The organism is Rubrivirga sp., assembly GCF_965213695.1.
GTDB lineage: Bacteria > Bacteroidota > Rhodothermia > Rhodothermales > Rubricoccaceae > Rubrivirga.
In genome coordinates, this window is the sequence record NZ_OZ243912.1 from 722,778 (window position 1) to 746,534 (window position 23,757).

Here is a 23,757-nt window from a genome sequence, read left to right on the forward strand (position 1 = left end):
CCAGCGGGTTTCTCTCGCCGAGCACCGAGGGCCCGTCGGTGACTGCTCCCAACCCGCCCAACCGGCGAGACCCGCTCGACCCGCCGAACCCTCGGCGCTCACCACGCCGTCTCGACGCCGAGCCCGCCGCCGAGCCCGCGCTGGCCGCTGTACTCGGTCTGGGCCTGGAGCCACGACAGGAGCTCGTAGTCGAGGCCCAGGATGAACGGGAGCCGCTGCTCGCCCTGCGACGTGCTCCCCAGCGGGACGATGGCGCCGAGGGTCCAGAACGCCTTGGTCGAGAGGTAGTCGCCGAACTTGATCACGAGGTCGGTCCCCTCGTAGTCGATCTGGGCGACTTCGAGCCCCAGCTTCTCGCTCGCCAGGCCCTCGGCGACGCCCGAGAGCGCGCCGATCCCGACGCCGAGCCCGGCGCCCGCGATCCCGCCGCCGCCCGAGAAGTCGCCGGCCAGCCGGCCCGTCGCGATGAGCGACACGATGTCGGCCGCCTCCATCGAGGGGTCCGACGAGAGCCGGATCGAGGGGTTGTCGTCGAGCTGGCCGTTGACGGCGAGCGTGATCGTGGCCGACGACTGGCCGGCGATGGTCCCGGCGAGCCGGATGTCGAGCGTGGCCGCGATGTCGACGATGGCCGCGAGCGCGTCGCCGTTGAGCGTGATCGACCCGTCCTCGAGCTCGAACCGCCGGCTCAGCGTCTGGATCGTCCCGCGCGTGAGCTCGATCCGGCCGAAGACCTGGCCGGACTCGGCGTACGACCGCTTGCGGGCCTCGACGTCGCCCGAGAACTCGATGTCGAACGGGAGCCCGGAGTTGGCCCGGAGCCACACGTTCTCCCTAATCTCGACGGTCAGGTTGTAGGCGAGCGCGTCGGTGAACCGGCTCACGGCCGTGTCGCGGGCGGCGATGACGCGGCCGAACCGGGCCTCGACCTCGCGGATCTGGGCGTCGGTCAGCTCGACCGGGTCGAGGTCCGGCGGGACCAGCTCGTCGGTGAGGTAGATGTCGCCGCGGGCCAGGGCCACGGAGCCGCGCAGGACCGGGGCGTCGAGGGTGCCCGTGAGCCGGAGCGGCTCGGTCCCGCGGTCGAGCGTGAGCCCGTCGAACGTCCGCGTGTCCATCGCCACGAAGTCGCGGGGGACAATCGTCAGGTCGAGCTCGCCGACGGACAGCTCCCTCAGCCGGATCTCGCCCGTCACGTCGAGCGCCGTCCGGCCGTCCTCGTCCAGGATGCGGACGTCGTCGAGCCCGATCCGGTCGTTCTGGAACGAGACGTCGGCCTGGATCGGCTCGTAGACGCGGCCCGTGGCCACGACGCCCAGGCGCCCGTCGCTGAGCGTGGCGACCCCGTCGAGCCGGGGGCTCGCCTGGGTCCCGGTCACCGTCAGGTCCAGCCGGAGCGTCCCGCCGAGCGCGTTGTAGGCGCGGTCGTCCAGGAACGGGCGGGCCCACGCGATGGGGAAGGCGTCGGCCCGGGCGACGAGCGAGACCTCGGCGTCGTCGCGGACCTCCTGGCTCTCGGGCCCGTCGGCGAGCGAGAACTGGAGGGGGACCGCGCCGTCGATGGTCAGCGTCTCGCCGTCGACGTGGGTGAGCGCGGCGTCGATGGTGAGCTGGTCGCCGGCGTACGCCAGCGTCGCCGCGAGCGCGCCGACGGGCTGGCCGCGCGAGGTGAGGCCGTCGAGCGTGACGGTCCCGTCGATGAGCGGGGCGGCGGCCGGGCCGCTCATCACGAGCGTCGCCGAGAGGTCGCCGCCGAGCGCGTCGAACCCGGCCAGGTCGGTGAGCGCGTCGATCGACACGTTCTCGACGGTCACCACGAAGCTCTGCTCGCCCGAGAAGTCGATCTGGCCGTCGGCCGCGATCTGCTGCCCGCCCCGGTTCGCGGCCAGGATCAGGCCGCGCACGTCGACGATGCCCTCGTCGAGCGTGATCTGGGCCGGCTGGAGGAGCTGCCACGTGGTGCTGTCGATCTGGACCTCCCCCGTCTCCAGCGTGACCCCGTTCGTCTCGAGGTCGACGCGCCCGGCGACCGCGAAGTCGCGGCGGTCGTCGACGGTCACGGAGGCGTCGACCACGAGGTCGCCGTCGTCGACCCGCAACGTGCCGTCGCCGCGCTGGATCCGCAGGGTCTCGGTCGTGAGCAGGTCGAACGACGCCTGGGCCTGGCCGCCGAGGGCGTCGATCCCGAGCGAGTCCGCCATGGCCCGGTCCCACGTCAGGTCGAGGTCGGCGTCGAGCCCGGTCAGGCCGTATTCGCCGAACACGATCTGCCGCGCCTGGGCCGTGCCGACGATGGCGAGCGGGGCGCCGGGCGCGGCCGAGACCGTCAGGTCGAACGACCCGCTCTCCAAACCGACCGTCTGCTCGGTCAGGCTCGCCAACGGCGCCAGGCTCTCGATCTCGCCTTCCAACCGGAAGTCCGACGGCGCGGCGTCGTTGAACAGCGCCAGCGTCCCGCCGCCCACGACGGTCACCAGGTCGCTGTCGATCGACAGCGTGTCGACCCGGACGATCCCGTCGGCGAGGGCGAACCGGACGTCGAGCGCTTCGAGCGCGACCGGCCCGACGGTCGACTCGCGGCCGGTGAGCGAGCCGGCGATGGTCGCCGTGGCGGGGTCGGTCCCCCGGCCTTCGAGGTCGAACGAGGTCGACAAGAACAGGGGCTGGTCCGGCGGGAGGTCGAGCAGGACGCCCGCGTCGAGCCCCTCGGTGGTGCCCCGCACGGCGTAGCGGATCTCGTCGTCGAACGGCCGGGCGTCGAACGCGGCCGTGACGGTCCCGCTCTCGGGCTGGCCGGGCCGCTCGCCGCCGACCAAGTCGAGGCGGAGCGTCCCGTCGAGCGCGCCGCGCGCGAGGGTGAACTGGACGCGGCCGTCGTCGATCTGGGCCTCGTTGACGCGCGACGGGCGCAACGTGAGCACGCCGTCGGCCGTGGCCGTGGGGAGGTCCGCCAGGCCGGCGACCTGGCCCGAGAAGCAGCCGTTGAGGCTGGTCCGCGGCGACGCCTCCGCGAAGTCCGACAGGTCGAGCCGGCGGAAGCACGTGTTCTCGAAGGCGAAGCTGGGGTTGGCGTCGAACGGGCGGCCCGAGAGGGCCAGGTCGAGCTCGCCCTCGGGCGTCTCCAGCGTCCCGTTGAGCGCCAGCGCCCCAGCCCGGAGCGTCACGTCGACGTCGGCGGCGTCGACGAACCGGTCGCCGAACGACGACGGCTCGGTGATCCGGAGGTTCGCGTCGAGCCGCATCGTGGCCGGGTCGATGCCGGCGCCGGCCGCCGTGAACGCGCCCGTGAGGTCGCTGGCCTGGTCCGGGTTGCCGGTGACGCCGGACAGGTCGAGGTTCCGCATGGTCCCCCGGAGGTCGAACGCCAGCGGGTCGGCAAAGGGCCGGGCCGAGCCCTCGACGGTGACGGCCCCGCTCGGGCCCAGGTCGACGGCCGCGTCGACGGCCGCGACGCCCCGGCGCAGGCGGAGGTCGAGGTCGGCCGCCGCCAGGTCGTAGGCCCCGAAGCTGGAGTTCCGCAGCGAGACGGTCACGTCGATGGGCGCCTCCTGCGGGTCGGTGCCCCGGCCCGAGAGCGTGAACGTGCCCGTCAAGTCGCTGGCCTGGGCCGGGTCGCCCGTGAGCGCGGCCACGTTGACGCCGACCAGCCGGCCCTGCTCGATCTCGTAGCGGAGCGGGTCGCCGAGCTCGACCTCGCCCGAGGCCACGACCCGGCCGTCGCCGCCGGCGAGCGTGGCGTCGGCGTCGAAGGCGGCCTGGCCGCGCCGGACGTCGGCGTCGAGCTGGAGGTCGTCGAAGCGGAGCGGGCCGTTGGGGAGCCCGACCGTGGCCCGGTCGAGGTCGACGGCGACGGTCCCCGAGAAGTCGTCGGCCGAGGCCCCGCGCCCGACGACGGCGAACGTGCCGGCGAACGTGTCGGTCCGGCCCGAGCCGGGCAGGAGCACGCCGAGGTCGACGTCGCGGGCGTCGCCGGCCACCTCGAACGTGGGCACGTCGTCGAACGGCCGGGCCCGGCCCTCGGCGCTCAGCGAGGCGCCGGGCAGGGCCCCGTCGAGGTCGAACGAGACGCGGCCGGCCGCGAACGACCCGTCGAGCGCCAGCCGGTCGATCTGCCGGCCACCGACGCGCGTCTCGCGGAGCGTCACGTTGAACGGCCCGCTCAACGTCTCCAACGACGAGCCCCGGAGGTTGACCCGGAGGTCGCCCGTGACCTCGGCCGCCAGCGCCGGGTTGCGCGTGATCACCGACGGGTCGAACCGTCGCAGAGTCCCCTCGGCGCGGTAGCCGACCGGCCCGTCGGCCTCGCGCGAGAACTCGCCGTCGATGTTGATGGTGGCCTCGTCGAGGGCGCCCGAGATCGAGGTCGTGAGGAGGTCGCCGTCGGACTCGGCGCGGATGCGCATCCGGGGGTCGCCGTAGACCTCGACGCCGGCGAAGGCCCGGGCGTCCTCGAGCGCCAGCGGCGCCGCCTCGATGGTGGCGTCGAACACGGGGAGCGACCCGTCGCCGGTGAACACCAGCCGGGTGGTCCCCCGGACGTCGGTGCCGGCGCGGCTCGTGACGGCGAGGGAGCGGAGCTCGACGTCCTCGTTCGAGAACCGGCCGGCCCCGGCCACCCGGACCTCGCCCCGGTCGAACGGCGCGAGCGCCCGGAGCGCCAGCGCGTCGATGGCGCCCTCCAGGCTCTCCGGGTCCTTCGTGAAGTCCTTCACGACCGCCTCGATGTCCGTCACCGTGTGGACCGAGTCCCGGCCGTCGGCCCGGTACCAGTGGATCTCGGCGTGGCCGCGGTGGACGGCGAGCTCGTCGAGGATGATCGTGAGCGTGCTCTGCTCCTCCGACGGCTTGAGCAAGCCGACCACGTTGAACGTGCTGTCGGCCCGCTGCCGGATGATGGCGCGGGGCCCGCCGATGTAGAGCTGGCTGGCCGAGAACGTCTGGTTGAACAGCGTCCGCAGGTTGTAGTCGACGAGCAGTGTGTCGACGGCGATCACGGTCTCGCCCGCGCGCCCGATCTCCAGGCCCACCATCCGGGCGCCGGTCAGGAAGTTGCCGTCGAGCCGGTCGAGGGAGACCTCGGCGTCGTCGGCCAGCAGCTTCGTGATCTGGCCGACGACGAGCCCGCGCGCGAACGTCCGCCCGGCCCCGGTCTGGAGGAACACGAGGGCGCCGACGACCACGAGCGCCACGACGGCCACGAGCCCCAGCAGCACGCGCCCGACGCGCCGCGCCCACGGCCGGTGGGCGGTCTCCGACGCGGGCCCGCCATCGCCGGCGAGCTCCGCGTCGGGGCCCGACACGCCGGCCGGGACGTCCGCCCGGGGGGCGGCGCCGTCGCCCAGCGAGCCGGGGTCTATGCGGGTGGGATCGGTGGACACGGGGCGTGAACGCGGGAGCCGGCCGGAAGGTCTAGCGGGGGAGAAAACTCAGGGGGGAGAGGGGAAGGAGCGTGGGCCCCTCCGCCCCTTCCGCCCCCGGTCAGAACGTCTGCCCGATGGCGATGTGGAACTGGGTCCGGCGGAACAGCCGGCCGACGAGGCTGCCCGTCGGGATAAGGTCGGGGTCGAAGTCGGTGCCCGAGAGCCGGGCGTCGATGTAGCCGGGGATGTCGACGCCGTCGGCCGGGCGGCCGTTGTCGTCGAGCGGGAGGCCGCCGCTCGGGGTCCCGCCGCTGAAGCAGACGCCGTCGTCGATGGAGCTCCCGCAGTAGACCTGGGCCGCCGCCCGGCGGTCGAGGTACGACGGGTTCACCTTGACGCCCAGCGCGATCGAGACGAACCCGACCGGCGTGAGGTACTGGAGGCCCGCGCCCGCGCCGACGCGGAGGCCGCCCTCGCGGTCCAGGAGGTCGGCCAGCGTCGAGTCGGCCGCGGCCCCGCCGGCGCGCAGGAGCGCCTGCGTGGGGGCCGTGCTCGGCGCCGCCACCCGGCCCGCGTCGACGAACAGGTTGACGCCCCACTGGGGCCCCAGCGCCAGCGGCAAGTTGACCTGGGCCGACGCCGAGGCCTTGTAGCGCCCGCCGACCCCGATGTAGCCCACGTCGGCCGGGCTCGTGATCTTCGACGGGTCCGGGAGCACGCCCGGCGTCTCGACCGGCGGCGTGACCGAGAACGTCTTGGGCCCGAGCAGCGTCGTCGCCCAGCCCCGGACGTCGGACGTGCCGCCGGCGTAGAACAGCTGGTCCCGGAACAGGACGTAGTCGGCCACGGCGTCCGGCGTCGTCCCCCGGAACGGGACCAGCCCGCCGACCGTCGCCCGGCCCACGACCCCGACGCGCCGCCGGAACGGGACCGTCACGGTCGCCGCGAACCGCCCGCGCCCGAAGTTGACGTCGCCGGCCGCGAGCGCCAGCGACGGCCGGAGCACGAACCCCCGCGTCGGCTGGAGCGGGTCGTCGAGCTGGCCGTAGACGACGTCGAGCCCGAGGCCGCCCGTCGTGGCCTCGAGTGTGTCCGGCAAGAACGGCCCGGGCGGGAGCGCGAACTGGCCCGCGTCCAGCAGCCTCAGCCCGAGCCCCCGCGACAAGTCGCGCATCCGGCCCGTGAGCGAGAGCGCGGCGGTCTGGAGCGGGGCTCGGGTGAACAGGAGCGTGTTGGCGAGCTCGACCTGGGTGCTCGACTCGATCTCGTCGTCGCGGATGCGGTACGACGGCTGGACGGTGAACGAGAGCCGGCGGTCGAACACGTAGGGCTGGCGGAACGAGACCGACGCCCGGTAGTCGGTGATGGGCCCGCCCGAGACCGACCGGCCGCTGATCCCGCCGATCCCGGTCCGGGCCTCCAAGTTGAGCGAGAGCTGGCGCGCGCCCTCGAAGGCGTTCCGGTGCGTCGCCGAGCCCCGGACGGTCACGCCGCCGTCGGAGAAGTAGCCCCCGAAGGCGTTGAGCACGCGCGACGGCCCGCGCCGGACGCGGGCGACGACGTTGACGACGGAGTCGCCGCGCACGGCGGCCGGGTCCTGGTTGACGAGCGCGAGCGAGAACAGGCCCAGCCCGAACACCTCCTGCTGGCCGTCGACGAGCGCCGAGGCGTTGAACAGGTCGCCGGACTGGACCGGGATCTCGCGCGCGATCACGGTCGACGAGAGCGACGTGTCGCCCTCGACGACCACGCGCCCGATCCGGGCCCGGGTGCCCACGTTGACCTTGACCCGGACGCCGGCCCGCAGGCCCGTCGAGTCCGGGAACTGCTCGGCGCCGGCGTCGGCCCAGGCGTAGCCCCGGTTCCTCAGCCACCCGATGGTCTGGCTCTGGAGCCGGACGAGGGCGAACGCGTCGAGCCGGTCGCCCGGCCGGACGTCGGTCCGCCGCGTGAACCGGGCCCAGTCGTCGCGGATCTCGGGCGCGAGCGCCGCCGCGACGTCGCTCTGGCCGGGCCCGGCGAACGTGACGCGCTCGATCAGGAGCGGCGGCCCCTCGGTGATCTCGAACGTGACCGCGCCCGTGTTGTCGGTCGTGTCGAGCTCGACCGCGTAGTCGACGGTGGCGAGGGGGAACCCGCTCTCGACGTAGTACCGCTGGAGCCGGACGGCGTCCTTGGCCAGCTCGACCGGGACGAGCGGGTACGCCCCCCCGTCGTCGCCGCCGATGAGCCCGAAGAGGAACGACGGCGGCGGGGCCGTCGTCGCGATCTGGAGCTCGAGGTTGGCCGTGAGCAGCGTCTGCCCGTCCGAGACGTCGAACGCGACCGAGCTCACCGCCGTCGAGTCGTTGACGAGCGTGAGCGGGGCCTGGGCCTGGGCGCCCGCCGCCAGGACGAGGGCGACGGCCGCGGCTCTCCACCAACGCGGGCGTGGGGACGGAGCGGGGCGGACGGGGGTCACCGGACGGACGGAGCGGAAAGGCGACGAAGGTAGCCCTGCGACGGCGCGGTCACGGTGAACTTGCCGGGGTCGGCTGGCCCTCGACCGACCCGTCGCCGATGGCCGGCGGGTCGTCCGGGAGCGCGTCGGCGGCCTCGGCCTGGAACCGCCGGCGGTGCCGGTGGAGCGCGCCCCGGTGGTTCCACCGCTTCCGGATCTGGGACAGCCGCGGCCGGTGCCGCCGCTCGTGCATCGCCGCGACGGCCGCCGCGACGACCAGGATCAGGCCCGAGAAGTAGACCCAGAACACGAACGCCAGGATCAGCCCGAACACCCCGCCGAGCCCGCCGAGCCCGCCCTCGGCCTGGTCGGCGTACTGGTCGAAGTTGGCCACGTGCGTCGCGTAGAGGGCGAACCCGTTCTTGGCCAGCTCGAACAGGACCGCGCCGGCCGCCGCGCCCACGAGCGCGCTCTTGACCGGGGGGTGCGGCCGGGGCACGAAGTAGTAGAGCTGGGCCAGCATCCCCACCGTCAGGATGTAGGGGACGAGGACGGTCACGACCTGGAGCAGCCCGCCGGTCACGGCCGAGACGGCCCCGGCGTCGAGCCCGATCCGCCCGGCCATCGCCCCGCTCTCGGCGCTCAGCACGCGGATGGCCGCCGTGATGAGGAACGAGAGCAGGAACAGGCTGCCCACCTGGGCCATCATCCGCAAGTCGAAGGCGTAGCCGCCCAGGAGCGACCGCATGTTGTGCCGGTTCTCGCCCATCGCCTCGCCGACCACGTAGCGCAGCGTCGAGAACAGCGTGATGACCGTGACCAGGAACGCGACGGCGCCGAACACGGTGATCGTGCCCGAGGCCTCCTGGAGCTGGAGCACGAGCTCGACGAGCCCGTCGCTCTGGCCGGCCGGCAGGAACGCCCGGAGGAAGCCGGAGACCGTCGTGAACGGGTCCTCCTGCCGGAGCACCAGGCCGAAGATGCCGGTCGCCAGCAGCAGCAGCGGGAGCAGCGTGACGAGCGTCTTGAACGCGATGGCCTGGGCCCACAGGAACACGGGGTCCGTGGTGAGCACCTTGAGCAGCCCCTTCCCGTAGTACTGGGGCAGCGTCAGGGCCTTCTTCGCGTGGTGGGCGGCGGAGCGCAGCATCGGCGCCAGAGTACGACGGTCTCCCCTGGCGAGTCCAGGGGGCGATGCCCGACGGGGCAGGGGCCCGCTGCGCGGGGAGTGTGGGGAGAGGCCCGCTCCGCGGGGAGAGCGCGGCTGGCGCCGCCGAGAGCACGGAGAGACCCGGGAACGCGGAGGGCGAGGCGGGGCGTCCCGCCCCAGGCTCAGCGGTCCGAACGTGGGGTGCTCTCCGTGCTCTCCGTGCTCTCCGTGCTCTCCGTGCTCTCCGTGCTCTCCGTGCTCTCCGTGCTCTCCGTGCTCTCCGTGCTCTCCGTGCTCTCCGTGCTCTCCGTGCTCTCCGTGCTCTCCGTGCTCTCCGTGCTCTCCGTGCTCTCCTACGCCGAGGCCTTCCGCTCCTCGTAGATCGGCGGCGCGCCGTCGGTGATCGAGGCGGCCGTGATCCGGCAGACCATGCCCGCGTGCGCGTCGGGCGTCTCGAACATGAGGTCGAGCAGGGCCTCCTCCAGGACCGACCGGAGCCCGCGCGCGCCCGTGTTGAGCCCGACGGCCCGGTCCACGACCGCGTCGAGCGCGTCGTCGTCGAGGACCAGGTCCACGCCGTCCATCGCGAACAGCTTCTGGTACTGGCGGACGAGCGCGTTCTTGGGGTCGGTCAGGATCCGGCGGAGGTCGTGGGGCGTGAGCGCGTCGAGCGCCGTGAGCACGGGGAGCCGGCCGATGAGCTCGGGGATGAGCCCGTAGCGGAGCAGGTCGTCGGGCTCGGCGTGGCGGAAGAGCGTCGGCGTGCGGGGGTCGATGCTGGAGGCGCCGCCGTCGGCGTGGAACCCGATGGGCGACCGCGAGAGCCGCCGGGCGATCTGGGGCGCCAGCCCGTCGAACGCGCCGCCGCAGATGAACAGGACGTTCCGCGTGTCGAACTGGACGAGCGACTGCTCGGGGTGCTTCCGGCCGCCCTTGGGCGGGACGCCGGCGATCGTCCCCTCGAGCATCTTCAGGAGCGCCTGCTGGACGCCCTCGCCCGAGACGTCGCGCGTGATCGAGGCGTTGTCGCCCCGGCGCGAGAGCTTGTCGACCTCGTCGACGTAGATGATCCCGCGCTCGGCCCGCTCGACGTCGTAGTCGGCCGCCTGCAACAGGTGCGACAGGATCGACTCGACGTCCTCGCCGACGTAGCCGGCCTCGGTCAGCGCCGTGGCGTCGGCGATCGAGAACGGGACGTCGAGGATCCGCGCCAGCGTCCGCGCCAGCAGCGTCTTGCCGGTGCCGGACGGGCCGAGCAGCAGGATGTTCGACTTCTCGAGCTCGACGTCGTCGAAGGCGTGGAGGTACTCCTCGGCCTCGATCCGCTTGTAGTGGTTGTAGACGGCGACCGAGAGCGCGCGCTTGGCCAGGTCCTGCCCGATCACGTGCTCGTCCAAGGCCCCCTTGATCTCGCGCGGCGTCATCCGGCGGGGCCGGCCCGCGGGGGCCCGCCGCGCGCCGATGCCGGACGGCGGGACGTAGGCCTGGAGGTCGCCGCGGACGATCCCGGAGGCGTCGTGGATGCAGCGGTCGCAGATGTAGACCTCGGGCCCGGCCACCATCGAGGTGACCTCGTGGGCCGTGCGGCTGCAGAACGAGCAGCGGATGACGTCGTCGCCGCCGGTGGGCATGGCGCGTGCGGGTGCGGAGGTCCGGCAATCTAGGGCCGCCCGCGTGCGCGCTCGGCCGCCCCGCACGATTCGACCGGGCGCCCCGCGGTCGGTGGGTGGTGCAGACGTACCAGGGCCGGCGGGGGAGGGCCCCCTAGCTTGCGCGCTCCACGTCACCACCGCCGACCTGCTTCCGATGGGGCCGCGACTCGCCCTGCTCGTCTTCGCCGTGCTCGTCGGCGGCTGCGTCCACCCGACGCCGATGATGACGCCCGAGACGCTCGCGCCGGGCCGGACGCGCGTCGAAGGGGGGCTCGGGGGGCCGTTCCAGCCGTCGGTCCGGGTGCGCCACGGGCTCAACGACCGCCTCGAAGTCGGCGCCCGCGCCGACGTGTTCCTCAACGACCGCGGCAGCCTGATCGGTGCGTTCGTGCTCGGCGGCGACGCCTCGGTGCAGGTCGTCCGCCCCCACGCGCCGGGCGACGTCGGCGTCGTGGCAAACCTCGGCGTGTCCGGGACGCTCGCGACGCAGCGGCCGGCGGAGGCCGGCTTCGTCTACGCCTACCCGGCGGTCATCGTGGGCGTGGAGACCGCGTACGGCGGCGTCCGCGGGCTCGTCTCGCTCGACGGCCGCGGCGAGAGCGGGGTCGGCCCGTTCGTCGGGGTCCGCGCGCCGCTGTCGAGCGGCCGCTCGCGGCACTACCTCGGGGTCGAGGTGGCCGCGGTCTGGTTCGGGGAGGGGGACGACATCTCGGTGTTCCCCGCGCTCACGTTCGGACGACGGCAGAACCGGTAGCCGCTCGGACGGGTCCGGCCTGGGCGCCTGCCAGCCCCGCGGTCAAGTTTCCGGGCTCACGTACAGGGTGCAGCGGATGGTCTACGTTGACGGGTCGTGCGTCGCCCAGTCCGACATCTGCTGACGGCCGGTTCTCGGCCCCACCCTCTCTCCCAGAACGACATGTCCCCGTTGCCCACGCCGCACCTCGCGCCTCGGGCGCGCCCTGTGGCGCGGGGGGCCGTCGGTCTCCTCGCTCTCCTCTTCTGCGCGTGCGACGTGCTCGGAGGCGGCGACCCGGGCCGGCTCACGGCCGACGGCGAAGCGGCCGGGTTCCGGGTGGCGACCGACGGCCGGACCGCCGTCGTCGGCGTGAGCGGTGGGGCCGTTGCCGTGTACGGCCTCGGCCCCGACGGGTGGACCCGGGAGGCCGACCTCCGGCCGGCTGGGAGCGGCGACGGGGATGGGTTCGGGTGGTCGGTGGCCGTCGCCGGCGACGTGGTCGTGGTCGGGGCACTCAGCGAGGGCGGGACCCTGGAGTCCCCGCTCGGGGCGGCCTACGTGTTCGAGCGCCGGGCCGGCGGGTGGTCCCAGACGGCCCGCCTTGACCCCGCCGACCTCCCCTCCCCCCGGATCTTCAGCCGCGCGGTCGCGGTGGGCGGCGGCCGCGTCTTCGTGTCCTCTGGCCGAGCCTGGGGATCCGACGAGCCCGACGTCGTCCAGGTCTTCGAGCGGGCGAACAGGGGCTGGGTCCTCGCCCGGACGATCCTGCCGCCCGACCCCGCCCGCACCTTGGAGTTCGGCGCGGCCGTCGCCGTCGACGGGTCGAGGGTCGTCGTGGGAGCGACGACGGGGGAGAACGCAGACGCGACCGCCGGGACGGTCTACGTGTACGAGCTCGGAGGCGACGTGTCGGGCCCGGCCGCCGTGCTCCCGGAGCCGGCCGGGATTGGCTCAGGGAGCCGGTTCGGCTCCTCCGTCGCCGTTGACGGGGACCGGATCGTCGTGGGCGCCCCGGCCACCGTCGTCGGTGGGGAGCGCTCGGTTGGCGCGGCGTTCGTGTTCGAGGAGGGCGGCGCCGGCTGGGTCCCGGCCGGTCGGCTCGACAACCCCGAGCCCTCCATCCGCGACTTTTTCGCCGAGTCGGTCGGCATCGATGAGGAGCTCGTGGTCGTGGGCTCCGAGTCCGAGGACCGGGGCCGGGGCGCCGTGTTCACGTTCGAGCGCCAGGAAGACGGGTGGGCGCCGACGGGCCCGCTCGCTCCCGGGGGCCTCTCGCCGTCGTCGTCGTTCGGGTCGCGGCTGGCCCTGTCGGACGGGGTCCTCCTCGTCGGGGCGCCCTACGACGGGCGCGGCGCGGCCTACGTCTACCGCCGCGAGGGAGGCGCGTGGGCCTTGTGGTGAGGGCCGCCCGGCGCGACGCCGAGGCCAGCCGTGCCGCGTGCCGACGGTCGTAGCCGCACGAACCTGGCAGGGCTATCGCATACCCCCTGACGTGTCATCCTGAGCGGAGCGAAGGATCTCAGCACGAACCGTCGGGCCCGCCGGCACCGCTTCCTATGGGCCAGGAGTCCGCGTTGAGATCCTTCGCTCCGCTCAGGATGACATGGTGGGGCGGCCGGACGCCGAGGTCGCGGTAGTCCTGCGAACCCGGGCGGGTCGCTGTGGCCTCCCGAGGCCGGTCGTCTATCTTGGCCGCCCGCGCTCCCGACCGGCCATGAAGCTCCTCCTCGCTGCCCTCGTCGTCGCCCTCGGCGCCTGCCAGCCCCGCGCCCAGACCGACGGGCCCTCGCCGACGGCCACGACGGACGGCCTGGCCGCCGCCAGCGCCCAGGACTCGACACTGCTCGCGCTCCTGGGCCAGTACACGACGGTCCGCTTGGACGCCGACCTCTCGGGCCTCAGCGACTCGACGCGGGCCATGCTCCCCCACCTTATCGCCGCGGCCCGGGCGCTCGACGACGTGTTCTGGCAGCAGGCGTACGGCGACCGCGACTCGCTGCTCGCCGGCCTCAGCGAGCCGGCCCGCCGCTACGTCACGATCAACAAGGGGCCGTGGGACCGGGTCGACGGCAACGCGCCGTTCCTCCCGGGCGTCGGGCCGAAGCCGCTCGGGGCCAACCTGTACCCGGCTGACCTCACCAAGGACGAGCTGCTGGCGGCGGCCGACCTCTACCCCGAGCGCGACCTGACCGGCCTCTACACACTCGTCCGCCGCGAGGGGACTCAGCTCGTCGGCGTCCCGTACCACCAGGCGTTTGCGGAGGCGCACGGCCGGGCGGCGGCCCACTTGCGCGCCGCCGCCGACCTGGCGCAGGACCCGGGCTTGGAGCGCTACCTCCGCCTGCGCGCCGACGCGCTCTTGGCCGACGACTACCAGCCGAGCGACTTCGCCTGGATGGACATGCGCGACAACCCGCTCGACATCGTCATCGGGCCCATCGAGACGTACGAGGATGGGCTGGCCGGCTTCAAGGCGGCGCACGAGGCCTACGTGCTCGTCAAGGACCTGGCGTGGAGCGACCGGCTCCGCGGCTACGCCCGGCTCCTGCCCGAGCTCCAGCGCGGGCTCCCCGTCGACGACCGCTACAAGACCGAGACGCCCGGCGCCGATGCCGACCTCGGGGCCTACGACGTGATCTTCGTGGCCGGCGACGCCAACGTGGGTTCGAAGACCATCGCCATCAACCTGCCCAACGACGAGGCCGTCCAGCTCGAGAAGGGCTCGCGGCGGTTGCAGCTCAAGAACGTGATGCGGGCCAAGTTCGACCGGATTCTCGTTCCCATCGCCGAGGTGCTGCTGCCCGACGACCAGCGGGACCTGGTCACGTTCGAGGCCTTTTTCGGCAACACCATGTTTCACGAGGTGGCGCACGGGCTCGGCATCAAGAACACGGTGACCGGGAGGGGGACGGTTCGAGAGGCGCTGCAGGACCGGGCGAGCGCGCTCGAAGAAGGGAAGGCCGACGTGCTCGGGCTCTACATGGTCCAGCAGCTCATCGAGCGCGGCGAGTGGGACGAGGCCACGCTCGACGAGCACTACGTGACGTTCATGGCGTCGGTCTTCCGGTCGATCCGGTTCGGCGCGTCGAGCGCGCACGGCCGCGCCAACCTGGTCCGGCTGAACGACTTCCTGGAGCGCGGCGCCGTCGTGCCTGAGGCGACGGCCGACGGCGAGGTCTGGCGCGTGGTCCCCGACCAGATGGGCCCGGCCGTCGAGGCCCTCGCGCGCCGGATCCTGACGTTGCAGGGCGACGGCGACTACGACGCCGTCGACACGTTCGTCCGCCAGTACGGGCGGACGTCGCCGGCGCTCGCGGCGGCGCTCGACCGGGTCGCGGCGGCCGGCATCCCGGTCGACATCGTCTACGAGCAGGGCGAGGGCGTGCTCGGGATCGAGCCGGCAGCCCCGCTCCCGCCGGCGCGCCGGTAGGCCAGTGGGTCAGTAGGTCGGTGAGTCGGCCGACCAGGAGGCCAGTCCCTTGCCTCCGCTCACCGCCGACGCACGGGCCCACCGACACACCGGCCCACTGACACACCGAACCCCATGCGCCTCGAAGACCTCACCGTCGTCGTCCCGACCAAGGACGAGGCCGGCAACATCGGCCCGTTCCTCGACAGCCTGGACGGCCGCGTGGCTCTCGTCGTCGTCGACGCGAGCACGGACGACACGCGCGAGGTCATCCGCCAGCGGCGGCCCGACGCCGTCGTGATCGAGGACGCCGGGACGATCCCAGAGGCCCGCCAGATCGGGCTCGAACGGGCCACCACCGAGTGGGTCCTGTTCACCGACGCCGACATGTCGTTCGGCGCTGACTACTGGCGGGCGTGGCAGGCGCTCGACGTGGGGCCGAAGGTCGGCGCCGTCCAGGGCGCCAAGCTCTCCGCCGACGACCGCTACCGGACGTACTACCGGTTGTTCTCGTTCGGCATCCGCGCGCTCGCGTGGCTGACGGTCCCGGCCGGCTCGGGCTCGAACATGATCCACCGCCGCCGCGCGCTCCTGGGCGCCGGCGGGTTCGACCCGGCGCTGACGGCGAACGAGGACATCTACGCGCTGTGGAGCGTCCGCCGAGCGGGCTGGCGGGTGGTCTTCGCGGGCGGGCTCAAGGTGTACGAGCGGGACCACCGCCGGCTCGACCAGGGCCGGCTCCGGAAGACGCTCCACGGCTGGGTCCGCCCGTTGATGCTGTTCACCGGGCTCGGCGACGACCGCGTCCGCAAGTCGAGCTGGGGCTACTGGACCGACGACGACGAGCCGGAGTGAGCGTCACTCCGCGAGCTCCCGGGCCTCCTCGGCCTCGATCTGGGTCGGCTCCGGGTTGATCCCGTCCGCGCCGACGCCGCCGGTGGTCTCGCCGCCGCGCTGGGCCATCAGGAACACGACGAGCAGGAGGGCGAGGACGGAGACGACGACGAGCGCGATGCCGAACGGGCTCCGGCGGTTGTACGTGGTGTCGGCCATGAGAGGCGGGGGAGAGGGGAGGGGAATACGAGGTTCGGGGTCCTCGGTTCGGCGTCGCGGGTACCCCACGCCCAGTCCAGGCGCCCCCCGATCCCTCCGCGCCCCGCCCTAGCCCGCCACGTGGCGGAGCCGCTCCTCGGCGAGGCCCTCCTGCTGGCCGCGCCAGAGCCGTGCGCCGTCGGGACGCGCGCGGCGGTCGCAGTAGACCTCGAGCCGGGTGCCCTCGGGGTCGTGGAAATAACATTGCCACGCGATCTGGGCCTCCTGCAGGTCGGTCTCGACGCCCATCGCGCGGAGCCGCTCGACCGTCGCCAGCAGCTCGGCCTCGTCGTCGACCTCCCACGCGAAATGGTCGAGCGGGCCGGAGCGGTCGGGGGCCGACCCCCCCGCCTGCGCGGGGGCAGGCTCGCGGGCCTGGCGCAGCACCAACCGGTGATGCATCCCGTCGGCCGCACCGCCCGGAACCGGCTGGGCGTCGGTGAGGAAGGCGTAGTGGCTCGTGCCGTCGGTCGCCCGCTCGCGGACCGTCAGGCCCAGGGCCCCGGTGTAGAACGCCGTCTGGCGATCGAGGTCGGCGACGTCGAGGCGGAGGTGGCCGAGGCGGGCGGGCATGGTCGGTCGGGGAGGCGCCGGCCTCGGACCCGACGCGCCCGGCGCGGTTTCGCTACAGCGCCAGCAGCAGGGCGAGCCCGAGCGGGAGCAGCCCCGCCAGCGTCACCAGCACCACGAACGCGACCTGGGGCCACGCGACCGACCGCAGCCGGGGGCCGTCGGGGACGATCTCGTAGGGGGCTTCGGAGGCGGGGGGCATCTGCTCGGCGGGCGGGGGGCGCAAGAAAGACGCGCCCAAACGGCGGCGGGTTACGCCAGGGTCAGCGATCCACTCGGGTATCGGCCGGCTCCACGGAGTCTTTCCCGGCCCTGCGTCGCCCGTTCGCGGAGCCCGACCCCGACCGACCTGTGCGTCGTCGGGGCGGGCGGCGCGTGCTCAGGCGGTCATCCCGCCGTCGACGGTCAGCTCGGCGCCGGTGACGTAGGCGGCGTCGTCGGAGGCGAGGAACGCGATGGCCGAGGCGATCTCGTCGGCCGTCCCGTAGCGGCCGAGCGCCGTCATGCCGGCGAGCGTCGCGGCGTACGGGTTCTCCCCGGGGTCGGCCGGGTTCATGTCCGTGTCGATGGGGCCGGGGTGGACCGTGTTGACGGTGATCCCGCGCCCGCCCAGCTCCTTCGCGACGGACTTGGCGAGGATCGCGACGCCGGCCTTGGCCGCGCCGTAGATCCCGTTCCCCGGCATCCCGGTGTTGGCCACGACCGAGCCGAGGTTGACGATCCGGCCGTCGTCGCGCAGGTGCTTGGCCGCCTCGCGGATGGTCGCGAACGAGCCGCGCAGGCTGACGTCGAGGTTGGCGTCGTAGTCCTCGTCCGAGAACTCGTGGACGGGGCCGGTCTTGTAGACGCCGGCGTTGTTGACCAGGATGTCGAGGCCGCCGTGGTCCTCGACGACCTGGCGGACGAGCGCAGCGTTGGCCTCGGGGCTGGCGGCGTCGGCGCGGTAGGCCTGGGCGGTGCCGCCGGCCTCGGCGATGGCGTCGACGACGGCCCGGGCCGCGTCGGGGGACGAGTGGTACGACAAGGCGACGGTGGCGCCGTCGGCGGCCAGGCGCTTGGCGGTCGCGGCGCCGATGCCGCGGCTGCCGCCGGTGACGAGGGCCACCTTTCCAGTGAGGTCGGACATGGGGAGGAGGGGTTGTGGAATGTTCGTTCCACAACGGGACAGAGACGCAGTTCCCTGTCGCACCAACTATTCCGCCGGACTCACCCGGCCCGCCCGAGCGCGGCCATCGTCTCCTCGACGACGGACGCCAGCGCGTCGGCGCCGGCGCCCGAGGTCTGGAGCGCGCGGAGCCCGTAGACGACGCCTGTCAGGAACGGGGCGAGGGCCGGGGCCGGGCGGGAGCCGTCCACCTCGCCGGCGGCCTGGGCGTCGCGGACGAGCACCTCGAACCGGTCGGTCATGGCCCGGAGGCCGGCGGCGGCACGGGCGGCCGTGTCCGGGTCCCGCGCGCCGCACTCGGCGGCGGCGTTGACCAGGAGGCACCCCGGGACGTCGCCCGCCCGGGCCGACTGCTCGAGCACGGCGCGGATGGCGTCGCGCGGGGAGAGCCCGCCGCACGCGGACTCGGCGGCCACGCGGCCGGCGTCGGCGTAGCGGTCGAGGACGGCGAGGAACAGCGCGTGCTTGTCGCCGAAGGCGCCGTACAGGCTCGACCGGCTCAGGCCCGTCGCCTCGACCAGGTCCTGGACGCTCGTCGCGTGGTAGCCCCGGGCGTGGAACACGCGCTGGGCCGCGTCGAGGGCGGCGTCGGGGTCGAACTGTCGGGGGCGGGCCATGCCGCAAGAAACGTCATTCGGCCTCGATCGGTGCCCCCGGCTCGGTCGCCTCCGTGAGGTCGAGGTCGTCGCGGAGCGTCCCGAGCAGGAGGTCGCGGGCGGCCTGGGGCGTCTCGGCAGTCACCAGCGCCTCGACGGTCGCGTCGGCGCGGACGAGCTGGGCGGTCACGGCGAGCTGGCGGAGGTAGGCCTCGGGCGCCATCGCGGCCGGCGCCAGCAGGACCACGACCACACGCGCCGGCTGGCTCGCGTGGGGGATCCGCGCCCCGCGCGGGCACACGCCGACGAAGGTTTGGGGCGCCTCGACCTCGGCCAGGTGGGCGTGGTAGAACACGACGCCAGGCATGATCTCGGGCGCGTCGTCGGCCTCGTCGGCCACGAGCGCGTCGGCGAGGCGGGCCGCCGTGCGCGGGTCGTCGGGGAAGCCGCCGGCCAGGATCCGCCGGAGCAGCGCGTGGGGCCCGTCCGGGGCCAGGTCGAGCGCGACGTGCTCGGCCGGGAGCGAGAGGTCCTCGACCCCGTCGCCGTCGACGGCCTCGGCCAGCATCGGGACCACGTCGGCCTCGGACAACGTGACCGAGAGCAGGTCGAGGTCGGGGAACCGCCGCGCCAACACGCGCGGCAGCCGCTGGAGCGCCGGCCGCCACGCGACCGTCCCCCGCCGGACCCCGACGAGCACGAGCACGTCGCCCCTCTGCGCGACCTCGTCGAGCGCCCGGACCGACCACTCGGGCACGGGCGTCACGGCGACGGTCGCCTCGGGCCGGGCCGCCGTGAACCGGCCCTCGACGTCGTCCGCCTCGGCCTCGGGCGTCAGGACCAAGACGCGGAGCCCCTTCTGGGCCGCGAGCACCTTGAGCACGCGGACGGCCCGGGCGAACCCGACCTCGCGGTACACCTGGGGCGGCACCATCACGACCATCCGCTTGGCCGCCGCGAGCGGCGCCGCCAACCGGGCCACGATCGCCATCGCCCGGCTCTCGGCCAAAATCCCGTCGATGATCTGCCCGAACACGAGGGCGCCCGGCGTGAGCTGCCCGTTCCACCCGGCCACGATCTCCGACGCCCGCAGCTCGCGCGCCGCCCGGACGATGCCGCGGACCGGGTGGTCGTCGATCCGGACCGTCGGCGTGACGGGGACCGACGCGGCCGTCGCGTGGAGCACGGCCCGCTCCATCAGCCGCTCGGCCCCGGCCACGTTCGCGGCCTCGTCGGGGCCCCCGCGCGCGACGGCGAGCGGGAACACGGGCTCCTCGCTCTCGGGGCTCCGCAGGAGCAGCGCCAGCTCCATCAGGTCCTCGGCCGTCTCGGGGTTCGAGAGCGGGACCAGGATCCGCTCCGGCGCCGACGCTGGTTGGTACGGCTCGCCGGCCTCAGCGAGCGCCAGCCGCCGCCCGAACGCCTGGACCAGGCTCGGCCCCGCCAGGCACGTCAGGACGATGACCAAGACGACGGCGTTGACGGCCGTCTGCGAGAACAGCCCGATGTCGAACCCGATGAGCGTGACGGCGAGCGTGGCCGCGGCCTGGGGGAACGTGAGCCCGGCGACCGTCCCGGCCTCGTCGCGCGAGAACCCGAACAAGGGGATCCCCGCGAACGCGGCCGTCCCCTTGCCCACCACCACGATGGCCGTGAACAGGAGTGCCAGCCCCCACACCTCGCCCGAGCCCAGGACGGCGACGTCGACCAGGAGCCCGACCGAGACCAGGAAGAACGGGACCAGGAAGGCGTTGCCGACGAACTCGAGCCGCGTCATGAGCGGGCTCTGCTTCGGGATCAGCCGGTTCAGCGAGATCCCGGCCAGGAACGCGCCGATGATGGGCGCGAGCCCGGCGAGCGACGCCGTCCACGCGGCGAAAAAGACCATCGCGAGCAGGAACGCGAACGCGGCGTCGTCCTCGCGGCGGACGCGGCGGAAGAACGCCCGCGCGGCCTTGGGCATCAGCCACAGCACGGCGAGCGCCCAGACGGCGTCCTTGACGACGAACCAGAGCCAGAACTCGGCGTCGGCCTCGCCGCTCGCGACGCCCTGCACGACGGCCAGCACCACGAGCGACAGCAGGTCGGTGACGAGCGTGGCCCCGGTCGCGATCACGACGGCCCGGTTCCCCGTCACGCCGAGGCGGCCGGCGAGCGGGAGCGCCAGCAGCGTGTGGCTCCCGACGATGCTCCCCAGCAGCGCCGCCGCCGGGAGCGCGTAGCCCAGCAGGCCGGGCGCGAGCGCGAGCGCGAGCGCCATCGGGACGGCGAACGACAGGGCCCCGAACGCCAGCGCGGTCGTCCGCTGCCGGGCGAACTCGGCCAGGTCGAGCGAGATGCCGGCCATGAACATGAGGTACAGCAGGCCGAACGTGCCCAGCAGCACGAACGTCGCGTCGCGCTCCAACAGCCCGGTCACGCTCGGGCCCGCGACGGCGCCGAGCGCGATCAGCCCGACCAGCCCCGGCACGCGGAACCGCTCGAACAGGAGCGGCCCCACCAACAGAATCCCCATCGTGATGGCCACGATGAGGACGGGGTCGGCGACGGGGAGCTCGGGGACGGGGAGGAAGTCCACGGGGCGGGCGCGGGGGGGCGGCGTCAACCTCGCCCGCTCCGCACCGTTCCGCCCGGCTGGCGGGGGCGGAGTGATGAGCGCCTTCTCCCGAGTCCATCGCTCCCGACCCTCGTCTTGTCCCCGCAAGCGGGATGCGGCACACCCTGAACGGACGTAAAGAGCCTGCCCCCGCGAAGGCGGGGGATCTCAACTCAGGGTGCCAAACCACTAGGAAGCGATGCCGACGAACGACGCTTCGTGCTGAGATCCTTCGCACGCTCAGGATGACAAGGCGGGGGAGGGTGCGGTGGCCGCGGAGGACGGGCAACGAGCAGGGCGCGGCCGACAACCGCATCTGCACCGACGCACCGGCCGGTAGTGCATCTGCCCCAGATCCCCCGGCGGAGACGTCGCTACGATGGGGCCATGCGCGCGCTCGTCCTGTCCGTCCTCCTGTCCGGCTGCGTCTCGTACACCGTCGGGCCGGGCCACGTGCTCCACCCGCGCCGCGACGCCGAGACCGGGGGGCTCGCGCTCGACTCGGCGGCGGTGGCCGAGGCCGTCCCCGGCACTACGGTGGAGTCGTTCCCCATCCAGACGCCCGACGGCGTGGCGCTCTACGGGCTCCGGGCCCGCCACACCGCGCCCGACGACGCGCGCCCGACCGTCCTCTACTTCGGCGGCAACGGGTTTCGGATGTCGGCCCTCGGGATGAAGAAGCTCGTCCCGCTCTTGCGCACCGGCGCCGACGTGGTGCTCGTCGACCACCGCGGCCACGGCCGGAGCCCCGGCACGGCGACGGTCGACGCGCTCAAGGCCGACGCGCTGGCGGTGTTCGACGCCGTCGCGGCCGAGGTCGGCGCCGAGCGCGTCGTCGTCCACGGGCACTCGCTGGGGAGCTTCTTGGCGAGCCACGTCGGGGCGCACCGGGACGCGGGCGGCGTCGTGCTCGAGAACTCGGCGACGACGACCGGGGCCTACGTCCGCTCGCGGTACGACTTCTACCCGGTGTTCCGTCCGTTCGTGCGGCTGGACGTCGACCCGGCGCTGGCGGACGAGGGGAGCCTGGGCCCGGTCCGCGAGATCACCGAGCCGCTGCTGATCCTGGCGGGCGCGCTCGACGCCCGGATTCCGGCCCGGATGAGCCGGGAGCTGTACGCGGCGTCTCCGCTGGCGCCGGGCCGCAAGCGGCTGGCCGTGTTCGAGACGGCCGGCCACAACCGGGTCCCGTTCCACCGCGACTTCCCGCGCGTCTACCGCTCGTTCCTCGCCCTCGTCCGCGCCGGGGCGTCGATGTCGGGGCCGTCCGGCGCCAGCCACGCGACCAACTGATCCGTCACCTCGGGCCGGCGGAGTAGCTCGAAGTGGGTCATCCGCGAGAACACCCGGGTTCGGTCGGCAGGCACGCCGAGGTCGCGGGCCGGGTCGCGGTGGCGCCCGAGCGCGCTGTCGAGCGGGACGAGCCCGTCGCCCAGCGTCTGGTCGCGGACGCCGCCGCGCCCGTCGCCCGTCGTCGCGGCGACGAAGTAGGTGGCGACGCTGAGCGGGACGATCTGGCGGGCGTCGGGGCCGCGTGCGAACCGGTCTCGGCCGGTCCAATCGGCGTCGGAGAGGTTGCCCCGGCGGAGGTCGGTCACGCCCGCGCTGCGGACTTGGCCGACGCGGGCGTAGGGCGCCGACCACCGCGTCGCCTCCAGCATCGCGTCGGCCACGTTCCCGATCCGTTCGAGCGGGGCGCCGTGGTGGGGCGTCCCGAGCGTGACGAGTGAGACGTCGCGCGACGGCCACCCGTGGCCCGCCTCGGCGCCGAGGTGGAGCGCGCTCCGCAGGACGAGCCCGCCCATGCTGTGGCCGACCAGCACCAGCCGGCGGACCGGCACGGGCCAACCGGCCACCACCCGGTCGAGCAGGCCCGCGAGGTCTCGGCCGGACTCCGACACGTGCCGCCCGCTGTTGTAGCGGACGGCCAGCGCCGTCGCCCCAAGCGCCTCCGCCAGCACCGCGCGCGGGTCGTGGGCCGCGTCGCCCCACTGGCCGTCGTGCATGCACAGCCCGTGGACGTGGACGAGCAGCACGCCGGACGGGTCGGTGAGGGTGGTGAGGTCGAGCGCGCGCCCGTCGAGGCGGATCTCGGCGACCGTCGCCAGCGGGTTGCCCTCAGCCGCCAGCCAGTCCCCAACGACGCCGTTGAGCGCGGCCACGGCCGCGTCGTGCGCGGCCGACGAGCGGGGAGCGGAGGGCGTGGCCGAGCGCTCGGCCACCGCCAGCCCGCCGTCGAGGAGCCGGGCCACGCCTCGCGTCACGGCGCGGACCATCCGGTAGACGACCCCCGCGATTCCGCGCGCGCGCCGAGGCCGGCCCCGGGGGCTGGCGATGGTGGCATGCGCCGCCTCCACCACGTCGGTCACGCCAGTCACGGCGTCGCTGGCGAGGCGGGCGGCGCCGCGGAGGTGGGGGACGGACATAGGCGCGGCGGGGCGGCCGTTCACGTCCCGCCGGCGCTCAGGTTGCGCGGCCCGCCCGGTCTTGGGGACGCCGGATGGGATCGGCGGCGCGCATTCGCGGATCTAGGTTGGGGGCGTCTCCCCCCCGACTCCATGTCGACGATCCCGCTCGCGAGACCTGTGGCCCTGCTCGCCGTCCTCGCCCTCGCCGCGTGCGACACGGTCGGTTCTGGCGACCCCGACTTCGGAGCCGCGTACGTTCTCGACCCGGCGTCTGCGACACTCGACGGCGGTGTGCTCCGGGCGACCGTCAGCTACAGCGGCGGGTGCCAAGAGCACACGTTCCGGGCCGACTCGCGGCGTGCCAATGGCGGCGTCGAGGTCTGGCTCGTCCACGGCGGAACGCCCGACCCGTGCGAGGCTGCCATCACCGAGACGGTTGTGGCCCCGGTCGACATCGCCGCCGACGCCGTCCCGGTCGTGCTCTTGGCACCGCCCGACACGTCGGTCCTGCTCCGCGCCGCCCGCTGACGCCGACGGGACTACGCCTCCGCCTTGCGGGCGTTCGTGGCCCGCTTGCGCTCGT

18 protein-coding genes are annotated in these 23,757 nt (G+C 74.0%); 7 read left to right on the forward strand and 11 right to left on the reverse strand.

Annotation, left to right across the window (positions count from 1 at the left end):
• Positions 1 to 98: 98 nt before the first annotated feature.
• From ACOOHE_RS03200 to ACOOHE_RS03210, 3 genes are all read right to left on the reverse strand, one after another.
• The gene (locus tag ACOOHE_RS03200; RefSeq protein ID WP_420456358.1) at positions 99 to 5,378 is read right to left on the reverse strand and encodes a translocation/assembly module TamB domain-containing protein; all 5,280 of its coding nucleotides are present in this window, start codon (positions 5,376 to 5,378) and stop codon (positions 99 to 101) included.
• A gap of 100 nt (positions 5,379 to 5,478) precedes the next feature.
• On the reverse strand, positions 5,479 to 7,821 hold the full coding sequence (locus ACOOHE_RS03205) for a BamA/OMP85 family outer membrane protein (RefSeq protein ID WP_420456359.1): 2,343 nt from the start codon (positions 7,819 to 7,821) through the stop codon (positions 5,479 to 5,481).
• 49 nt (positions 7,822 to 7,870) lie between these two features.
• Entirely contained in the window at positions 7,871 to 8,950 is a 1,080-nt protein-coding gene (locus ACOOHE_RS03210; protein WP_420456360.1) for a YihY/virulence factor BrkB family protein, read from the reverse strand.
• Positions 8,951 to 9,160: 210 nt separating this feature from the next.
• On the opposite strand from ACOOHE_RS03210, the gene ACOOHE_RS03215 reads away from it, so the two are divergent.
• Entirely contained in the window at positions 9,161 to 9,331 is a 171-nt protein-coding gene (locus tag ACOOHE_RS03215) for a hypothetical protein (RefSeq protein ID WP_420456361.1), read from the forward strand.
• Here ACOOHE_RS03215 and clpX read toward each other — a convergent pair.
• On the reverse strand, positions 9,304 to 10,581 hold the full coding sequence (gene clpX / locus ACOOHE_RS03220) for an ATP-dependent Clp protease ATP-binding subunit ClpX (RefSeq protein ID WP_420456362.1): 1,278 nt from the start codon (positions 10,579 to 10,581) through the stop codon (positions 9,304 to 9,306). The two genes, ACOOHE_RS03215 and clpX, sit on opposite strands and share 28 nt — an antisense overlap.
• 175 nt (positions 10,582 to 10,756) lie before the next feature.
• Between clpX and ACOOHE_RS03225 the strand changes: the two genes are divergently transcribed.
• From ACOOHE_RS03225 to ACOOHE_RS03240, 4 genes are all read left to right on the forward strand, one after another.
• Positions 10,757 to 11,356: a hypothetical protein gene (locus tag ACOOHE_RS03225; RefSeq protein WP_420456363.1), complete on the forward strand. Its 600-nt coding sequence runs from the start codon at positions 10,757 to 10,759 to the stop codon at positions 11,354 to 11,356.
• Between the two features lie 162 nt (positions 11,357 to 11,518).
• Positions 11,519 to 12,739 (forward strand): hypothetical protein, encoded by a 1,221-nt coding sequence (locus tag ACOOHE_RS03230; protein ID WP_420456364.1) that lies wholly within the window; start codon positions 11,519 to 11,521, stop codon positions 12,737 to 12,739.
• A gap of 313 nt (positions 12,740 to 13,052) precedes the next feature.
• The gene (locus tag ACOOHE_RS03235) at positions 13,053 to 14,768 is read left to right on the forward strand and encodes a dipeptidyl-peptidase 3 family protein (protein ID WP_420456365.1); all 1,716 of its coding nucleotides are present in this window, start codon (positions 13,053 to 13,055) and stop codon (positions 14,766 to 14,768) included.
• 114 nt (positions 14,769 to 14,882) lie between these two features.
• On the forward strand, positions 14,883 to 15,602 hold the full coding sequence (locus ACOOHE_RS03240; protein WP_420456366.1) for a glycosyltransferase: 720 nt from the start codon (positions 14,883 to 14,885) through the stop codon (positions 15,600 to 15,602).
• Positions 15,603 to 15,605: 3 nt separating this feature from the next.
• On the opposite strand, the gene ACOOHE_RS03245 is transcribed toward ACOOHE_RS03240, so the two are convergent.
• The 6 genes from ACOOHE_RS03245 to ACOOHE_RS03270 form a co-directional block, all read right to left on the reverse strand.
• Complete coding sequence (locus tag ACOOHE_RS03245) at positions 15,606 to 15,800, reverse strand: hypothetical protein (protein ID WP_420456367.1); 195 nt, start codon at positions 15,798 to 15,800, stop codon at positions 15,606 to 15,608.
• A gap of 108 nt (positions 15,801 to 15,908) precedes the next feature.
• Positions 15,909 to 16,412: a VOC family protein gene (locus tag ACOOHE_RS03250; protein WP_420456368.1), complete on the reverse strand. Its 504-nt coding sequence runs from the start codon at positions 16,410 to 16,412 to the stop codon at positions 15,909 to 15,911.
• Positions 16,413 to 16,464: 52 nt separating this feature from the next.
• Entirely contained in the window at positions 16,465 to 16,611 is a 147-nt protein-coding gene (locus ACOOHE_RS03255) for a hypothetical protein (protein ID WP_420456369.1), read from the reverse strand.
• A gap of 177 nt (positions 16,612 to 16,788) precedes the next feature.
• Complete coding sequence (locus ACOOHE_RS03260; RefSeq protein ID WP_420456370.1) at positions 16,789 to 17,535, reverse strand: SDR family NAD(P)-dependent oxidoreductase; 747 nt, start codon at positions 17,533 to 17,535, stop codon at positions 16,789 to 16,791.
• 80 nt (positions 17,536 to 17,615) lie between these two features.
• Positions 17,616 to 18,191: a TetR/AcrR family transcriptional regulator gene (locus ACOOHE_RS03265; RefSeq protein ID WP_420456371.1), complete on the reverse strand. Its 576-nt coding sequence runs from the start codon at positions 18,189 to 18,191 to the stop codon at positions 17,616 to 17,618.
• A gap of 13 nt (positions 18,192 to 18,204) precedes the next feature.
• Positions 18,205 to 20,748, reverse strand: a complete 2,544-nt coding sequence (locus ACOOHE_RS03270) for a cation:proton antiporter (RefSeq protein WP_420456372.1) — start codon at positions 20,746 to 20,748, stop codon at positions 18,205 to 18,207.
• Between the two features lie 405 nt (positions 20,749 to 21,153).
• On the opposite strand from ACOOHE_RS03270, the gene ACOOHE_RS03275 reads away from it, so the two are divergent.
• Positions 21,154 to 22,059: an alpha/beta hydrolase family protein gene (locus tag ACOOHE_RS03275; protein WP_420456373.1), complete on the forward strand. Its 906-nt coding sequence runs from the start codon at positions 21,154 to 21,156 to the stop codon at positions 22,057 to 22,059.
• Here the strand turns inward: ACOOHE_RS03275 and ACOOHE_RS03280 are convergent.
• Positions 21,981 to 23,192: an esterase/lipase family protein gene (locus ACOOHE_RS03280; protein ID WP_420456374.1), complete on the reverse strand. Its 1,212-nt coding sequence runs from the start codon at positions 23,190 to 23,192 to the stop codon at positions 21,981 to 21,983. The two genes, ACOOHE_RS03275 and ACOOHE_RS03280, sit on opposite strands and share 79 nt — an antisense overlap.
• A 132-nt stretch (positions 23,193 to 23,324) precedes the next feature.
• Here ACOOHE_RS03280 and ACOOHE_RS03285 point away from each other — a divergent pair, with 132 nt between their 5' ends.
• Positions 23,325 to 23,702 (forward strand): hypothetical protein, encoded by a 378-nt coding sequence (locus ACOOHE_RS03285; RefSeq protein WP_420456375.1) that lies wholly within the window; start codon positions 23,325 to 23,327, stop codon positions 23,700 to 23,702.
• Positions 23,703 to 23,757 lie beyond the last annotated feature (55 nt).

Excerpts from the sequence above, each read along its gene's own strand:
- ACOOHE_RS03210 (WP_420456360.1), bottom strand. The coding sequence starts at position 8,950 with ATGCTGCGCTCCGCCGCCCACCACGCGAAGAAGGCCCTGACGCTGCCC.
- clpX (WP_420456362.1), bottom strand. The coding sequence starts at position 10,581 with ATGCCCACCGGCGGCGACGACGTCATCCGCTGCTCGTTCTGCAGCCGC.
- ACOOHE_RS03225 (WP_420456363.1), top strand. The coding sequence starts at position 10,757 with ATGGGGCCGCGACTCGCCCTGCTCGTCTTCGCCGTGCTCGTCGGCGGC.
- ACOOHE_RS03230 (WP_420456364.1), top strand. The coding sequence starts at position 11,519 with ATGTCCCCGTTGCCCACGCCGCACCTCGCGCCTCGGGCGCGCCCTGTG.
- ACOOHE_RS03235 (WP_420456365.1), top strand. The coding sequence starts at position 13,053 with ATGAAGCTCCTCCTCGCTGCCCTCGTCGTCGCCCTCGGCGCCTGCCAG.
- ACOOHE_RS03240 (WP_420456366.1), top strand. The coding sequence starts at position 14,883 with ATGCGCCTCGAAGACCTCACCGTCGTCGTCCCGACCAAGGACGAGGCC.
- ACOOHE_RS03245 (WP_420456367.1), bottom strand. The coding sequence starts at position 15,800 with ATGGCCGACACCACGTACAACCGCCGGAGCCCGTTCGGCATCGCGCTC.
- ACOOHE_RS03250 (WP_420456368.1), bottom strand. The coding sequence starts at position 16,412 with ATGCCCGCCCGCCTCGGCCACCTCCGCCTCGACGTCGCCGACCTCGAT.
- ACOOHE_RS03255 (WP_420456369.1), bottom strand. The coding sequence starts at position 16,611 with ATGCCCCCCGCCTCCGAAGCCCCCTACGAGATCGTCCCCGACGGCCCC.
- ACOOHE_RS03260 (WP_420456370.1), bottom strand. The coding sequence starts at position 17,535 with ATGTCCGACCTCACTGGAAAGGTGGCCCTCGTCACCGGCGGCAGCCGC.
- ACOOHE_RS03265 (WP_420456371.1), bottom strand. The coding sequence starts at position 18,191 with ATGGCCCGCCCCCGACAGTTCGACCCCGACGCCGCCCTCGACGCGGCC.
- ACOOHE_RS03275 (WP_420456373.1), top strand. The coding sequence starts at position 21,154 with ATGCGCGCGCTCGTCCTGTCCGTCCTCCTGTCCGGCTGCGTCTCGTAC.
- ACOOHE_RS03280 (WP_420456374.1), bottom strand. The coding sequence starts at position 23,192 with ATGTCCGTCCCCCACCTCCGCGGCGCCGCCCGCCTCGCCAGCGACGCC.
- ACOOHE_RS03285 (WP_420456375.1), top strand. The coding sequence starts at position 23,325 with ATGTCGACGATCCCGCTCGCGAGACCTGTGGCCCTGCTCGCCGTCCTC.